The organism is Arthrobacter sp. B055-34 (assembly GCF_059090425.1).
Genome location: NZ_JBNHFQ010000003.1, coordinates 56,690 through 71,908, shown reverse-complemented (window position 1 = coordinate 71,908; position 15,219 = coordinate 56,690). Strand labels below are relative to the sequence as shown.

Genomic DNA, 15,219 nt, shown 5'->3' with positions numbered 1-15,219 from the left:
TTCTGCGCGGCGTGCTGCCAGCGTACAACCGGGATCCTGACGCCACAATGGCTCTTGCCCTAGCGGCGCTGCCTGGCACTGGCCCCGCCCTGCGGCGGACCGTTAGATCGCGGCGAGAAGCTCGCGCTCGTCCTGGACGGTCAGCCCGGCCTTACGTGGGCGGTCCGGGCCAGCCGCCTGCTCCCAGTCCAGCACGTCCGCCAGTGTTTTCGACAGCGGCCGCAGCTTCAGCCCGGCTGCCACGGCGGCGCGGTTGTCCCGGGACGCGAAACCTGCGTACTCGGGCATCGGCAGCCACAACGGCAGGGAGCGCTCGCCGGACCAGTAGTTGACCCCCGCATCGGCCAGCCAGTGCGGCGCGACGGAAACCACCGGACCGGTGTGGCCCGCGGCCCGGCGGGCAAGCTCCAGATGCGCCGGCAGCATCATCGGGTCCCCGACAGCGTTGAACGTACCGCTGACCTTGTGCTCCGCCGCCCGGACGAGCCAGGCCGCCAGGTCCCGGACATCGATCACCTGCGTTGCCAGCTCCGGTGAATCGGGCACTAGCACGCTGCCGTCAGGGGCCGCCGGACGGGCGAAGCGCAGCGGCCAGTAGCCGGTGCGGTCGGAGACATCACCGGGACCGGCGATCAGACCGGCCCGGGCGATGAGTGTCCGGCAGGGGCCGAAGGCCTCCAGCACGTGCTGCTCGCAGGCAGCCTTGGCCTCCCCATAGGTCTCCATCGACTCCATGACGTCCGCCTCGAGGGCCGGAAGCAGCTGGACAGATTCATCGGCGCCCGGGACAGCGTGGTCCGCATAAACGCTGCAGGAGGAGACGAAGATGTACCGGTCCGCGCAGTTGGCGAGGGCTTCCGCCGCCCGCCGCACCTGGCCGGGCTGGCGCGACACGTCGACGACGGCGTCCCAGGACTGCCGCCTGACGGCACCGTAGGCGTCCGGCCAGTCCCGGTCGGTTTGGAGGAAGGCCGCGCCGTCCGGCACCGGCCCAGACTTGCCCCGCGCCAAAGTGGTGACGTCGTGGCCGCGCCGCAGCGCCGCCGTCGTTATCTGTCCGCCGAGCCATGCCGTACCGCCGAGCACCAGGATCCTCATGGTTTTATGCAACCCCCGATCACCGCCGTAAGGTGCCGGATTCACTGACGGTGAACTCCGGGCTGCCTACCATTGAGGGATGGACGGACATTCCGGGCAGGAGCCGGTGGTGCGGCCCTTCGGCGAAGCGGACCTGGAACCGGTTGTCGCCCTGTCCTTGCGTGCGTGGGCGCCGGTCTTCGCCTCCCTGGAAAGAGTTCTGGGCAACTCGGGCATCTTCGCCCTGATGCACACCGATTGGCGCGAAGACCAGCGGCGGGCCGTTGAGCAGGCCTGCAGTTCCGCCGATATGGAGGTCTGGGTTTCCGAGGCCGACGGGCAGGTCGCGGGTTTCGTTGCCGTGCAGCTCCACCGCGAAGACAGTATGGGTGAGATCTACATGATTGCTGTCGATCCTGCCCACCAGCGCCGCGGGATCGGGACGGCGCTGACCGGTTTCGCGCTCTCTTGGATGAAGCAGAACGGCATGGTCCTGGCCATGGTGGAAACCGGGGGCGACCCGGGACACGCGCCCGCACGCCGCTCCTATGAACGGTCCGGGTTCGTGCAGCTGCCGATCGCAAGGTACTTCAAGAAACTTTGACCGCTGCGCAGGCGGCCAAGGAAGGCTCGGTCCTTAAACCCGTCCTGCACTTCCGCGACGAAAGCTGAACCGGCGCGCCGTGTTCCGAATCCGGGTAGGACACAGGTAACATCATTGCGGATTGGGGAGAGCGGTGTCACAAACCGTTAAGTCATGAGGAATTAACCTTTAACTTATCCTTTCGGCATCACCGTCATGCCAAACTGCAAGTAAGCGATCGACGATGGGGAAAAACCATAATGAGCACACATCCTGCCGACCGTACTAACCTGCGGCTGAAAATTGTCCTGGACACACTGGCGGAGGCGGCTGCCTCCGGCGAGGCCGCCATGGGCGGCAGCGCGGTCCTGGCGCAGGCCATTAAGCAGTTGCCCTTGAACGATGCCGAAAGCGAGCTGCTCGCGGGGGGAGTCCCGCGCGGGCACAAGTCCCTGACAACAGCCACCAGCAAGCTGGTCAAGGCCGGCTGGCTGGTCAAGAAGCGCGGCGGCTGGGTGCTGACGGACGAGGGGCTGCGCGCCGCGGCCGCTTTCCCGGATGCTGAATCCCTGACTGAGGCACTGCAGAACGGCTCGCCGGTTCCGGCTGTCGCAGCGGCGGCCGCGAAGACCTCCGGATCGAAGTCTGCGGTGGCGCAGGTCGAGGAATCCAAGTCGGCTGGGGGCCGTAAGCCTCGCGCGAAGAAGGCTGCTGCCGCAGCCGCTGAGCCTGCAGCGCCGGCCGCAACCGAACCCGCAGCTCCCGCCGAACCTGCCGCTCCTTCCGGGCCCGCAGTGCCGGCCGCCGACGTGGATACCATTGGGCAGCCTGCAGCCGTGGCCATCGCCGGCGACTTCAGCACCAAGCTCGGTGCACCGGAAAACTGGCAGCCGCATTTTGACGAGGTCCAGATGGAACTGGATCAGACAGATTCGCTCTGGAAGCTGAGCGCCGAACTGCCTGCCGGCTACTACACCTACAAGGTCGCGCTGGACCGGTCCTGGGAAGAGAACTACGGCGCGTTCGGCGTCCGCGACGGAGCCAACCACGAGTTCCAGCACGACGGCGGCGCCCTGACCTTCCACTATGACCACAAGACCCGGGACGTCAGCCGCGTCTAGCGGTATCAGGGCCGGCGGGTCATCAGGCCCGGCGGGTCCAACTCCATTGCCGTCCGCTGGGACTGCGGTGCGTTTCAGTCCCTGAAGCGCACCGCAGTCCCACGCAGGTACTGGTCTTCCCGGACATAGGCATCACGCGTGAGCGCCTTCCACAGCTCGGCGGCTAGCCGCGGGTCCTCGGCCTGGAGATCACGCAGTGAGCCGGGGCTGAGCAGCATCAGCTGCACGGGACCTTCGGCTCGAATGGTCGTCTCCTGCCGGTTGCCGCTGCCCAGGGCCAGTTCGCCGAAGGTCATGCCGGCGGAGAGCGTTGTCAGCGTCATCCGCCGGCCATCAGGACCCGGCACGCTGGTGCTTACCCTGCCCGAGACAATGAAGTAGATTCCCCCGAAGGGCTGATTACGACGCCGGATCAGGTCGCCGTCGTCGTAATTTTTAGGCTCCATCCATGCATGCACCGCGTTGGCGTCCTCTTCGCTGAGCGGAGACAGCGCGGGGCTGTCCGTCGCGGCCACCTTGTCGGGCAGGCTCAGCTCGTCGCCGTACTTGCTGATGAGCTGGTTTTCGGACCACTCGACGGCGGCTGTCCGGGTGGCGAAGGAGGGCACCTCGCGGTCCGCCTCCTGGAAGGCCTGCGTCAAAGTTCCGTGGGTATCGATCAACGCCAGCTCGCGTCCCTCCCGGGCAAAGCCGGCGCGTACTTCCGAAAGCAGCCGCAGGGCGACCCCGGCCGCTTCGTCTACCCGGCGGACGTCCAGAACGACCAGTTCAACGTCCTGTTCCAAAGTGGTCAGTTCGCGGACCATGGACTCGCTCCCGGCGAAGAGCAGATCCCCATTGAGCTCGGTGACGCGCGCACGGTGGCCGTGCTTCCGGAGGATTTCAGCCGCCTCATCGTTGCGGCGGATCGCGGAGGGAGCGGCGGAGATGTCATAGCTGGAGTGGATGGCGGATCGGCCGGTGCGGGCAGCGCGGACGAAATGCAATTCCATATCCTGCGAAATCCGTCTGGCGGCCGCGGTGCCGCGAACGCTGGTGCCATGCCCGTCCAGCGGCGGCGAAAATACGGCCAGCCCGATTTGGCCGGGCAGCACCGCGAGGACACCGCCGGAGACGCCGGATTTCGCGGGCATGCCCACAGTGCTGATCCACGATCCGGTGTCGTCATACATGCCGCAGGTGGTCATGACCGAGAGGACGCGTTCGACGCTGCGGATGTCCAGCACCTGCTCTCCGCTGATCGGATTGCACCCGTTGTTGGCCAATGTGGTTGCCATGACCGCAAGGTCGCGGCAGTTGACCTTGACCGCGCAGGCGCGGAAATGATCCTCCAGCGCGAGTTCCGGGTCGCCTCCGATAATGTCGAACGAGCGCAGCAGGTGGGCCAGGGCGCGGTTGCGGTGACCGTGCTTCAATTCGTTGGCGAAGATGCGGTCGTCGAAGCCCAGTTTCCTGCCGGCGAAGGCGGAGAAGGTCTTGTGGATCCGCTGGAACCGGGTCTGGCCCCCGCGGCCCTTCACGAGGGAGGCCGACGTGATCGCTCCGGCATTGATCATGGCGTTGGCAGGCCGGCCGCTGCCTTCGGCCAGCGAGATCTCGTTGTAGGCCTCTCCGGAAGGCTCGACGTCGATCTTTTCATCCACGGATTCCAGTCCGAGATCCGCCAGGGCCAGACCATAGGTGAACGGTTTCGAGATGGACTGGATGGTGAACTCCTGACGCGTATCACCGGCTTCGTAGGTGTGGCCATCCGCAGTGGCCAGGCAGATGCCGAAGCTGTCCGGATCCGTTCCGGAGAGGGAGCTAAGGACGCTGTCGGCCGTGCCGTCCTTGAGCCCGGACAGTTCGTCGTGGATGCGCTGCAGGTAGATCTGGATGGGAGACTCCATGGGGCTACCCTACTAGCGGTTCAGTTCCGACGGATCCAGTCCGTGGCCATCCGGAACATCCCCGCGAGCAGCATGACCAGGCCGATCACGGACAGCACCGAGATGTTCGTTGAAATGCTGAACAGCAGGAGCACGGCTCCGACCAGCATGAGCTTGGCGCCGAAGCTCATTTTCCAGCCGCCTCCCGGCTGGCGGCCCTTGCCCGACAGCGAGGCCGCGAGCCTGGGATCTTCGGATTCCAGCTGCTGTTCCAGTTCGGCCAGCCGCTTTCTCTCCTCATCGGACAGGGGCATGGACGGCTCCTCAAACTGGATGATGTCAGCGGGACGGCCTCCGCTCTTCGGCGGCGGACCATCAGTATACGTACCGGTTGCCGTTTAGCGGCAGGTGCGGCCGGATTTACCGCAGGGCAGCGGCATGTTCGCCCTGCCACCACCGCACGGTTTCTTCCGCTGCCGTGGCGAGCGGAGTAGGAGTCAGCCCCAGCAGCGCCTGTGTGCAGGACGAGTCCATGACGAACGGCTCCTCGAACTGGTAGAGCATCTCCGCCAGTTCGCGGGCATCCGCCGACAGCAGACCCGCGGCGCGCACCACCCAGCCCGGAATCGAACCTACCTTCGGCGCTGCTACTCCGGCGGCGCGGGCAAAGGCCGCCGCCATGCTCCGCTGCGTCACCGCCGGTCCGGTGGGCGCATGCAGCACCGAGTTCCAGGCCGCCAGGCTATATGCGGCCGCGATCATTGCCGCGGCGAGGTCGGGCACGTAGGTGAAGGAATGCGGTGTGTCCGGGTTCCCCATCACCCGAATGGTCCTGCCCGCCAGGACTGCAGGCACCAAGCGCTCGCCGGCGTGGGCATTGAGCGCCCGCGGGCCGAAGTAATCCGAGGCCACCATGCTCACGGTCGGCGTCTCCGACGCCGCCCGCGCCTGAATCAGTTGCGCGCGGATGCCGCGCTTGCCGGACGCTGCCTCCCGTGAACTCCGCTCCGTCATCACGTCCTGCGGCCGGTCATAGGCGTAAAGGCTTTCAGGGAAAACAACGACGGCGCCGGCTCGCCCGGCTGCCTTAAGGACCGTTTGTTCAGTGGCCGGGAGCTCGCGGGCCCACGTCTTGGCGCTGTAGGCGCTGGCATGGACGCAATGGAAGACCGCTACGGCGCCTTCGATGGCGGCTTCGAATCCGGCCGGCTGCGAGACATCGACTTTCCGCCGTTCCACCAGCGGGTGCTCGGGCCCACTGCCGGAGCGGGTCAGCAAGCGGACCCGGTGGCCCTGTCCGGCGAGTTGCTTGGCCACGGTCCAGCCAATCGGCCCGGCGCCGGTGACGATGTGTAGGTCTGACATTTGTTTATCCCATCTCTGAAGCCTTCAAGAATCCGAGAGCAGTGCTCTCTCAATCCAGCATGCGCCGCCATGCCAAGTCCTGTCAAGAGCTGTGCTCTCTTAAGTTGACAGTGCTCTCTTGCGGCGGCAAGGTGGAGGGCATGGCTGGTACCCCGCGGGAGCGCGCACGAGAACAAACCATCACTGAAATTATCCGGATCGGCCGGGAGCACCTGGCCAGCGCGGGTGCCGCAGCGCTGTCCCTGCGGGCTGTGGCGCGCGATCTTGGCGTGGTCTCCAGTGCGGTCTACCGGTACGTCAAAAACCGCGACGAGCTGCTGACCCTGCTGGTCGTGGATGCCTACAACGAGCTGGGCAACGAGGTGGATAAGGCGGTCGTGTCAGCCGGTGCGGACTACATTGCGCAGTACAAGGCTCTGGCCAGGGGGGTACGCGCATGGGGAAGCCGCGAACCGTCCCGCTACGCGCTGCTGTTCGGCAGCCCTGTTCCGGGCTACCGTGCCCCTGCAGAACGGACCACCGGCCCTGGAACGCGGGTGGTCCGGTCGCTGGTGGACATCATCGAAGCGGCCCATCGTTCGGGCAAGATCGCGCCGGGGGAGCCAGGGGAGCAGAGAGCGCTGCAGCCGGTTCTCGCCGATGATCTGGCCCGGATCCGTGCTGAGCTGGATTTGTCCGCTCCGGAGCCGGTGGTCATCCGCGGCGTGATGGTCTGGTCCGCGCTTTTCGGTGCCGTCAGCTTCGAGGTCTTCGGGCAGTACGGGGAGAACACTTTCACCGACCCGGCCGGACTGTTCGAGCAGCATCTGGAGGTCCACATAAGGTTGCTCGGACTCAAATAGCAGGGCGCCGCCGTCGATGTTTTACGGGTTTTGGCCTGGTTCTACCGGTTGGCCTGCAGTCGCAGCACCCACGGCAAGCCGGCCCAGGGCGCTGGCCTCGAAGCCCGCCAGCAAGGCCGCCGGATCCGTGTGGATTTCGATGGCGCCGGCGTCCCGGAGTTCGGCCTCGCCGGTGCCGCCGCACGTCAGGCCGATGGTGGGGATGCCCAGTTCGCTAGCGGCCATCACATCCCAGACGGCGTCACCGACGAAGAGCGCGTCCGCCGCCTGCAGTCCGCCCGCTTTGAGGGCCGCAGCCAAGATATCCGGCGCCGGCTTACTCTCCTGGGCATCCGAGGAACTGGTAGTGCCAGCCACCGCCTGGTTGGCCCCGACGGCCGCTGTGAGCACGTCCAGTTCGCGCCGTTTGGACGAGGACGCCAGCACGACGGTAAGGCCGGCTCCGGAGCAGCGCTCCAGCAGGTCCTTGGCGCCGTCGAACGCCCGCAGCGCCGGCCAGTAGGTGGAGAAAACAGCGCCGTGGGCGTCTTCGGCCTGGCTGTCCTGATCCTTGTCCCGGTCCTCGCCCAGCACGTGCGCAATCAGCTTATCCGCGCCCATGCCTACCGCGCGGTGGATGGTGGCCATGGGAACATTCCGGCCCAGCTGGCGGAAAGCGTGCCACCACGAGATGGTGTGAAGGTAGTTCGAATCAACCAGGGTGCCGTCCACATCGAACAGGACGCCGAGCCTGCGGTCGGTCTGCGGCATAATCTCCTCCTGGCTGTTGATGCGTGGATGTGACCGAGTCTAGTGGCAAGTCTGCCACGCCACGGCGGGTAATAGTGGTAAAGGGTTTGATCGATCAACCTTCAACTACCCAGTTTCGGAGAGTATCCTTGGTAGTTCATCGACAGCAGTAGGGGCCCGCCGGTCGGCGCAGCACCCCCAGGACCTGCCCCTCAAAACTTACCGGATCGAGGTACGGCTGTGTACCAGCTCAAGGACGGATCGCCGCGTTATGGCATCCGCACCGACCATCATGACCAGGCACTGCAGCAGGACGCGCTCCCGCGGGGCGGCAGCCCGGAGACGATTGCCCGTGAGGCGTCGCAACTGGGAATGCACCATCTGGCTGCGGGTGCGGAACACCGGCTGAACCAGTCCTGGGCAGACGAGGATGATGCGCTGCTGGTGTCGCTTCGGAACGAGAATCCGCTGGAACTGGCCGTGGCAGAGAAGATCGTCAACGAGAAGTTGGGCAGCACGAAGCAGTGGCTGCACAAGGCCCGCACCATCTATAGCCGGCGCCTCGCCCCGGTGGCCGCCCGCCGGCAGACCGCCGGCATGCTGGCGAAAGCTTTGTTCCTGCGGCTGTTCCTGATTGTGCTGCTGATCGGCCCGGCCGTGCTCGCAGTCAGCTTCGATGTTCCGCTGCTGGTCCTGGTGCTCATCGGCGTGGCCTCGATCCTGGCGGCGATGTACCTCGGCGGCGTGGTAACGGAGTGGCTGCGGCTGCCGGTCCATCCTCCCGTCCGTGGCGGCTGGGTCAAGGAACTGCGGCAGGACGTGGTTGATGCCACCCTGCTGGCCGTGCTGCAGAATAAGCGGGTTGCCGTGGACCGCCAGACCGCTACCGCTGCCGTGCGGGGCTGGAAACACCTCAGCTTCGTCGCGGGGCAGCTGGACCGGATGGACCAGGGCCCTGCACTCTGAGTAGTCCACGGCCAAGGGGAGATTTGTGACGGAGCCGGTCTCCCGTCGTCGTACTTTGGAATAACATCGGAAGTATGCCCAGCGCTTTGGAATCCATCGGTCTGATCACCGAAATTTTGACCTGGGTAGGGCTGGTGCCGGGACTGCTGCTCCTGCTAGCCGGCTGGATTGTGCGGCACTCGGGTGTGAAGTGGCGCAGCGCGGACGGCGTGGTCTTCATGGACGGCGAGGGGACCGGTTTCCGCTGGTTCGACAAGCACCATGGTTTCCTGCAGGCCAGGCTGCCGGTCGAACAGGAGCGCAGCGTGGTGCCCGGATCCGACGTGCTGATCTATTACGACGCGCACCGGCCGATGACCTACCGGACCACGCCGCCGCCGGAACGCGGCACGATACTGCTGCTGTTGGGCAAGATCCTCACCGCCGTCGGCGTCGCGGCCTTCGTAGCCGGGCTCATCGTCATGCTGATGCTCTGACTGGTCCCGGCGACGCGGCAGTGGGTGCGCTGCCGAGCGGCTCGTGTCCCCCGCTCGGCAGCGCTGAGGCAGATGCTAGAGAGCTGCGAGAAGGTTGTTCATCGTCTCGATTTCCGCTTTCTGGTCCGCCACAATGGTTTCCGCCAAGGCGACGGCGTCCGGGTCTTGCCCGTTGGCGGCCTCCTCTTCGGCCATGGCAATGGCGCCCTCGTGGTGTTCGATCATCTGGGTCAGGAACAGCCGGGATGCCTCGGCGCTTTGGGCTGCCTCCAGCTCCGCCAGGTCATCGGGACTCAGCATGCCTTCCATGGCGTGGTCGCCGGACATCTCCATCGGTTCGTCCCAGCTCTGTAGCCAGCCGGTCATTTTCTCGATTTCCGGGCCTTGTGCGGCCTTGATGTCTTCGGCCAATTGGGTGATCTGCGGATCGAGATCCTCCTTGGCGAGCATGATGTCGCTCATCTGCACGGCCTGTTGGTGGTGGGGGATCATCATCTGCGCGAACATCGCGTCGGCGCTGTTGTGGGTGCCGCCAGCGTCAGACGAAGCAGGGGCGGGGGAGTGGGACATGGTGCTGTGGTCCATTCCCGTGGATTCTCCGGGGGTGTTCGAGCCGGTGTCCGAGCCGCAGCCGGCCAAGAAGAGGGCAGCGGCGACGGCGGTTGCCGAAATGGCGGTAAAGCGTTTCATGATGGGGTTCCTTCGAAAGTGGTCTCAAACTGCTGACTAGCATTTGCGCCCGCCCGGCAGAAGTTGCGGGGGTGGCGCCGCCTTCCCCGGTATGCGGGAAAGCGCAGGCATTCTAGGTGCGGCTGATCGAGAGCTGGACGAGTGAAGGAGGACGAAGCGCAGGGGCGCCGGAGCCTGCTGCTGTGGGTGGCGCGCGGAGGCCGGGCCTGTTTCTGGCCCGGAACCATGTGGGGACGAACAGCAGGACGAATCCGGTCACGATCGTCATCAGCACGCAAACAGCAGCCATCAGATGGTGGTCTCCGGCGCAAGGGCCGCCGGCGCAGCCACCGGCGGGAAGCATGTCTGCGGGCGTGTCAGCCGAGGGGATGGCCTTCTCCGCGGCGGGCGCATGATGCGCGGCATGGACGGGAGCTGCCGGAGCCGACGTGGAGTGGCCGGAGGTGGCCGGTACGGAAGCGTGGTGCGAGAAATTCAGGATGTGCATGCCGATGATGCCGAAGATGATCGAGGTCAGTCCCAGAAACAATGCCAGGGTGGGGCGAAGGTGCAGACCGCGACGGGGTGCCGCGCCGTAGCTCATGGTTCCCTGCCTCTCCTTCCGGCCGCAACTGCTGGCCGCCATCAAACGGTATCGAAGGGTACGGGTCCGGGCGAAACCGCCAAGACCCGTACCCGCGGCCGACCGGTCATTGAACCGCGGCCGGGTCGAGCTTGATGCGGCGCAGCAGTTGGGCGTTCAGAGCTACAACGATGGTGGACACCGACATCAGTATCGCTGCTACTGCCGGGGAGATTGCGACGCCGGCAAAAGCCAGCACGCCCGCGGCCAGGGGAACGGCGATGACGTTGTAGCCGGTGGCCCAGATGAGGTTCTGGATCATCTTGCGGTAGCTGGCCCGGGACAGATCGACCATGGACAATACGGCCCGTGGGTCGTTGCCGGCCAGGACCACGCCGGCCGATTCCATTGCCACGTCGGTTCCCGCTCCAATGGCGATGCCGACTTCGGCGCGGGCGAGTGCGGGGGAGTCGTTCACGCCGTCGCCGACCATGGCCACCTTCAGGCCGCGGGACTGCAGTTCGCCGACTTTCTTGTCCTTGTCCTGCGGCAGAACCTGGGCGAAGACTTCGTCGATATTCAGCTCGGCAGCCACGGTGTCGGCGACCTGCTGTGCGTCCCCAGTGATCATGGCGACCCGGATGCCCCGCCTTTGCAGGGCGGTGATCGCCTGGCGGGATTCCTCGCGGACCTCGTCCTCCAGACTGACGGCCCCGATAACCTGTCCGCCGCGGACCACATGAAGCACGGAAGCGCCGCGTTCGACCCAGGGACGGGTCTGTTCCCGCAATTCCGCTGGGACCTGCAGGCCTTCGGCCGCGATCAGGTTGGGTCCGCCGACCATGACGGCGGAGTCGTCGACGTCGGCTTTGACCCCGCGGCCGGTCAGCGATGCGAACCCGCTGGCGGCCGGTACGCGGAGACCGCGGTTCCGGGCTGCGGTGACGATCGCCCGGGCGGAGGGATGCTCGCTGTCAGCCTCCACAGCTGCGGCCAGCGCCAGAACGTCGTCGTCGTTCGTTCCTTCGATTGCTGCAATGCCTGTCAGCCCGGGCTGTCCCTTGGTCAGGGTTCCGGTCTTGTCGAAGAGTACGACGTCGATGGTGCGCATCCGCTCGAGCGCGATGCGGTTCTTGATCAGGACTCCGGCGCGGGCGGCCTGTTCCGTGGAGATCGCGATGACCAGCGGGATCGCCAGGCCGAGGGCGTGCGGGCAGGCGATGACCAGGACGGTAACGGTACGGATCACGGCCTCGTCGGGGCTGCCCAGCAGTACCCAGGCGATGAAGGTGATGATGCCGGCGCCGAGGGCGAAGTAGAACAGGAACGCCGCAGCCTTGTCCGCCAGAGCCTGCGCCTTGGAGGAGGACGCCTGCGCTTCGGCGACCAGCCGTTGGATGCCGGCCAGCGCCGTGTCGGTGCCGACCGCGCCCACTCTGATGCGCACTGCACTGTCTGTTGCCACCGTTCCGGCCACCACGGTATCGCCGGGGCCACGCGGTACGGTCTTGGACTCACCCGTGATCATTGATTCGTCGAGTTCGGCCCGGCCTTCGATGATTTCGCCGTCGGCGGGCAGCCGCGCGCCGGAGCGGACCAGGACGACGTCGTTGACGGAGAGCTCGCTGATGCTGACCGTTTCGGTGCCGTGTTCGGTGATGCGTTCGGCTTCATCGGGCAGCAGTTCGGCGAGTGCGTCCAAGGCGCCGCGGGCCGAGCCGAGGGCGCGCATTTCGATCCAGTGGCCCAGCAGCATGATGACTACGAGCAGGGCCAGCTCCCACCAGAAGTCCAGATTGAAGTTGCCGATGCCCAGCGTGGTGATCCAGGACGCGACGAACGCGACGGTGATCGCCATCGCGATGAGCAGCATCATGCCCGGCTGCCGGCTGCGCAGTTCCGTCCAGCCGCCCTTGAGGAACGGTGTACCGCCATAGACGTAGATCAGCGATCCTAGGACCGGCGGGATCCAGGTTGAGCCCGGGAATTCCGGGATGTGGTAGCCGAGCAGGTGGGCAAACATCGGGCTGAAATAGACCACCGGAACGGACAGCGCCAGGCTGAGCCAGAACTTGTTCTTGAACATGGCCGTGCTGTGCCCGGCATGCTGGCCGTGCTGGTGGACGGCGTGATCCTCGTCTACGGCGGAGTGGGCATGGCCTTCAGGCATCGCCTGCCCATGGGTGTTGTGGTCCATGTGCTCAGCTTCGGAAACTGGCGCACCGGCGGCATAGTCTCCGGATGTGTGCCGTCGGTGGTCTTCGTGGTTCATGGTCTTACTCCCCTCCAAATCCGGCCGATCAAACCGTGCCGGCGAATTCGTATCCTGCTTCAGAGACGGCAGCGCGCACAGCGTCAGGGCTGATGCTTCCGGAGCCGTAAACCGTGACGGTGGAAACGCCGTCCGGCACAAGGTCGACTGCCACGTCGGCGATGCCCTCGAGCCTGCCCAGCTTCTCGGAGACGCCGGCAACGCAATGTCCGCAGGTCATGCCGGTGACTTTGAACTGCGTCGACAAGTGTCCTGCGTCTGCCGCGACCGCTGGCTCTGCTGCGCTGTTTCCTTGCGAGGAACAGCAGGCGCAGCCTGATGAAGCCTGAATAAGTGGCAGGTTATGGCTGGATGTGCCACACATAATGATCTCCTCCATAAGGTTTCGAGATTGGCCTCCGCCAGAACCTTCCATCAGAAAGGCATGCGCTTGAGCCATTGTGTGGACCGTTGGGGGCGTAGGGACCGCGAGGATCCGACGCTGTTTCCGGTACCGACCAAGGTATACCCCCTAGGGGTATAAGTCAAGTGTATTTCATGGCGCGTTGCTGGGTCAGCGGTAGTCGCCTGGACCGACCCGAGGTTGCCCTGCGTTGGCGCGCAGCAGGGTTTCCCCATCCGAATAGTAAGGCTACTGTGGTTTTGTGAGGCGGCGGACTGCGGGGTTCGTTCCCTGGCCAATCGCAGAAGGAGCAGAACAATGAGTCACATCAACTCCATGTTGGAGACTTACCCGAAGGATTTGGGTGGAATCGACAGGCAGAAGCTGGCGGACTGTATCGCGGCATGTTTCGAATGTGCCCAGACTTGCACGGCCTGCGGGGATGCGTGCCTCAGCGAAGATATGGTGGCTGAGCTGACGAAGTGCATCCGGACAAATCTCGACTGTGCGGACATCTGTGCCGCGACCGGCAAGATCCTCTCCCGTCACACGGGTTATGACGCAAACGTTACTCGCGCTGTACTGGAGGCCTGCCGGGTCACATGCAAAGCCTGTGCAGACGAATGCGAAAGCCATGCGCAGATGCACGAGCACTGCCGCGTCTGCGCTGAAGCCTGCCGGCGATGCGAGCAGGCCTGTGCTGAATTGTTGGGAGCGCTCGGCTAGTCGGCCGCAAGGGGCGTCTTGCGATCCACCTCTTCATGGATAACGACCTATAACCCCGCGGCCTATTCCCATGGGCACTGCTGTTTCGCTGCGAGAGCTTGAGGCGATAGGGTGGATTCTGGTGAGCCGGGAAGTCTGGTCGGCATGAGATTTCGTCGACCCTTCCCCTAGGAGCCCCGCATGTCCCAAAGTTCCCCCGACCGTCCCCGAAAGCCGCGCGTTCTCGGCAGGGGCAGTTACGCCGAAGCCCTGCGGATCGGTGAAATCCTCCGGAAAGAGACCGTTGGCGGCGCATTGCTCGTCGCGACGGCGCTGATCGCCCTGATTTGGGCCAATTCGCCAGCGTCCGAGAGCTACTTCGCCCTGCGGGACTTCAAGATCGGCTACGAGCCGTGGCATCTCGATCTGAGTCTCGGTGCTTGGGCGGCCGATGGTCTGCTCGCGGTTTTCTTCTTCCTGGTAGGCCTGGAACTTAAGCGTGAGTTTGTTGCCGGAGACCTGCGCGACGCCCGCAAGGCCGCGGTGCCGGTGGCGGCGGCCGTCGGCGGCGTCGTTGTGCCGGCGGTCATCTATGCAGCTGTGAACTGGGGTAGCCCGGATACCATCCGCGGATGGGCCATTCCGACAGCCACGGACATTGCCTTCGCCGTCGCGGTTCTTGCCGTCATTGGTTCCCATCTGCCAACTGCCTTACGGATTTTCCTGCTGACACTGGCGGTGGTCGACGATCTGATCGCCATCGCCATCATCGCGTTCTTCTACACCAGCGATATTCACGTTGCCCCGCTACTGCTGACACTTATCCCGCTTGCCATTTACGCTCTTCTGGCGCAGAAATACCGGCGGTTCTTCGGCCTCAAACCAGCGGCCGCGTGGCTGATCCTGCTGCCGATCGGCATCGTGGCGTGGGCGCTGCTCCACGCCTCCGGCATCCACGCGACAGTTGCAGGCGTCCTGCTCGGTTTCGCCATCCCGGTGCTGCGCAGCAAGGCCAGCGGTGGACCGACGGCGGGGCCGGGGCTCTCGGAGATTTTCGAACACCGCTTCCGCCCCGTCTCTGCCGGCTTCGCAGTTCCCGTCTTCGCGTTCTTCTCGGCCGGAGTGGAGATCGGCGGCTTCGAAGGCCTGACCGCCTCGCTCACCGACACCGTGGCCATCGGCATCATCGCCGGCCTGGTCCTCGGCAAACCGATCGGCATAGTGGCGACCACCTGGTTGATGGGTAAGTTCACCCGGGCAGAGCTGGATCCATCGCTAAAATGGGTCGACCTGCTTGGCATCAGCCTGCTGGCCGGCATCGGGTTTACCGTCTCGCTGCTGGTTGCCGAACTCAGTTTCGGGCTCGGCACTGCGGCGAACGACCATGCCAAGGTCGCCATCCTCATCGCCTCGCTGCTTGCGGCGCTGCTGGCTGCGGTCATCCTGCGTGCACGCAACCGGCACTACCGCAGGATCGAAGCAGAGGAAAAGATCGACGCCGACCACGACGGCGTTCCTGATGTCTACCAACAGGATCAGGATGTTTCGTAGTCTCTGAACCCATAGATCCCGAACTCCTCG

At 65.1% G+C, this 15,219-nt stretch carries 16 protein-coding genes; 7 read left to right on the top strand and 9 right to left on the bottom strand.

Translation table 11 applies throughout. The features are described from left to right. Positions 1-102 precede the first annotated feature (102 nt). On the bottom strand, positions 103-1,098 hold the full coding sequence (locus tag AC5RWO_RS06230) for an NAD-dependent epimerase/dehydratase family protein (RefSeq protein ID WP_498730212.1): 996 nt from the start codon (positions 1,096-1,098) through the stop codon (positions 103-105). A gap of 79 nt (positions 1,099-1,177) precedes the next feature. Here AC5RWO_RS06230 and AC5RWO_RS06225 point away from each other — a divergent pair, with 79 nt between their 5' ends. Together AC5RWO_RS06225 and AC5RWO_RS06220 are read left to right on the top strand one after the other, a co-directional pair. After that, positions 1,178-1,681 (top strand): GNAT family N-acetyltransferase, encoded by a 504-nt coding sequence (locus AC5RWO_RS06225; RefSeq protein ID WP_498730210.1) that lies wholly within the window; start codon positions 1,178-1,180, stop codon positions 1,679-1,681. Positions 1,682-1,920: 239 nt separating this feature from the next. After that, a complete protein-coding gene (locus AC5RWO_RS06220; RefSeq protein ID WP_498730209.1) occupies positions 1,921-2,781 on the top strand; it encodes a pullulanase X25 domain-containing protein in 861 nt (286 codons plus the stop codon). Between the two features lie 74 nt (positions 2,782-2,855). On the opposite strand, the gene glsA is transcribed toward AC5RWO_RS06220, so the two are convergent. From glsA to AC5RWO_RS06205, 3 genes are all read right to left on the bottom strand, one after another. Beyond that, positions 2,856-4,670 (bottom strand): glutaminase A, encoded by a 1,815-nt coding sequence (gene glsA / locus AC5RWO_RS06215; protein ID WP_498730207.1) that lies wholly within the window; start codon positions 4,668-4,670, stop codon positions 2,856-2,858. Between the two features lie 20 nt (positions 4,671-4,690). Continuing rightward, on the bottom strand, positions 4,691-4,963 hold the full coding sequence (locus AC5RWO_RS06210) for a DUF3040 domain-containing protein (protein ID WP_498730205.1): 273 nt from the start codon (positions 4,961-4,963) through the stop codon (positions 4,691-4,693). Positions 4,964-5,069: 106 nt separating this feature from the next. Beyond that, complete coding sequence (locus AC5RWO_RS06205; protein ID WP_498730203.1) at positions 5,070-6,014, bottom strand: NAD-dependent epimerase/dehydratase family protein; 945 nt, start codon at positions 6,012-6,014, stop codon at positions 5,070-5,072. A gap of 140 nt (positions 6,015-6,154) precedes the next feature. On the opposite strand from AC5RWO_RS06205, the gene AC5RWO_RS06200 reads away from it, so the two are divergent. Next, positions 6,155-6,856: a TetR/AcrR family transcriptional regulator gene (locus AC5RWO_RS06200; RefSeq protein WP_498730201.1), complete on the top strand. Its 702-nt coding sequence runs from the start codon at positions 6,155-6,157 to the stop codon at positions 6,854-6,856. Positions 6,857-6,877: 21 nt separating this feature from the next. Here the strand turns inward: AC5RWO_RS06200 and AC5RWO_RS06195 are convergent, their stop codons facing one another. Further along, the gene (locus AC5RWO_RS06195; RefSeq protein WP_498730199.1) at positions 6,878-7,606 is read right to left on the bottom strand and encodes an HAD family hydrolase; all 729 of its coding nucleotides are present in this window, start codon (positions 7,604-7,606) and stop codon (positions 6,878-6,880) included. Positions 7,607-7,825: 219 nt separating this feature from the next. On the opposite strand from AC5RWO_RS06195, the gene AC5RWO_RS06190 reads away from it, so the two are divergent. Then, a complete protein-coding gene (locus AC5RWO_RS06190) occupies positions 7,826-8,551 on the top strand; it encodes a hypothetical protein (protein WP_498730197.1) in 726 nt (241 codons plus the stop codon). Positions 8,552-8,625: 74 nt separating this feature from the next. Beyond that, a complete protein-coding gene (locus AC5RWO_RS06185; RefSeq protein ID WP_139005126.1) occupies positions 8,626-9,027 on the top strand; it encodes a hypothetical protein in 402 nt (133 codons plus the stop codon). A gap of 75 nt (positions 9,028-9,102) precedes the next feature. Here AC5RWO_RS06185 and AC5RWO_RS06180 read toward each other — a convergent pair whose 3' ends face one another. From AC5RWO_RS06180 to AC5RWO_RS06165, 4 genes are all read right to left on the bottom strand, one after another. Then, positions 9,103-9,717, bottom strand: coding sequence for a DUF305 domain-containing protein (locus AC5RWO_RS06180; RefSeq protein WP_498730195.1), 615 nt, complete (start codon positions 9,715-9,717; stop codon positions 9,103-9,105). A 112-nt stretch (positions 9,718-9,829) separates the two neighbouring features. Continuing rightward, positions 9,830-10,300: a DUF6153 family protein gene (locus tag AC5RWO_RS06175; RefSeq protein ID WP_498730193.1), complete on the bottom strand. Its 471-nt coding sequence runs from the start codon at positions 10,298-10,300 to the stop codon at positions 9,830-9,832. Positions 10,301-10,406: 106 nt separating this feature from the next. Then, entirely contained in the window at positions 10,407-12,551 is a 2,145-nt protein-coding gene (locus AC5RWO_RS06170; protein WP_498730192.1) for a copper-translocating P-type ATPase, read from the bottom strand. Between the two features lie 28 nt (positions 12,552-12,579). Then, positions 12,580-12,798 carry a heavy-metal-associated domain-containing protein gene (locus AC5RWO_RS06165; protein WP_498730190.1) on the bottom strand — a complete coding sequence of 73 codons (219 nt, stop codon included), beginning with the start codon at positions 12,796-12,798 and terminating at the stop codon, positions 12,580-12,582. 453 nt (positions 12,799-13,251) lie between these two features. On the opposite strand from AC5RWO_RS06165, the gene AC5RWO_RS06160 reads away from it, so the two are divergent. Next, entirely contained in the window at positions 13,252-13,659 is a 408-nt protein-coding gene (locus AC5RWO_RS06160) for a four-helix bundle copper-binding protein (protein ID WP_498730189.1), read from the top strand. 180 nt (positions 13,660-13,839) lie between these two features. Further along, positions 13,840-15,189, top strand: a complete 1,350-nt coding sequence (gene nhaA / locus AC5RWO_RS06155) for a Na+/H+ antiporter NhaA (RefSeq protein WP_498730188.1) — start codon at positions 13,840-13,842, stop codon at positions 15,187-15,189. Positions 15,190-15,219 lie beyond the last annotated feature (30 nt).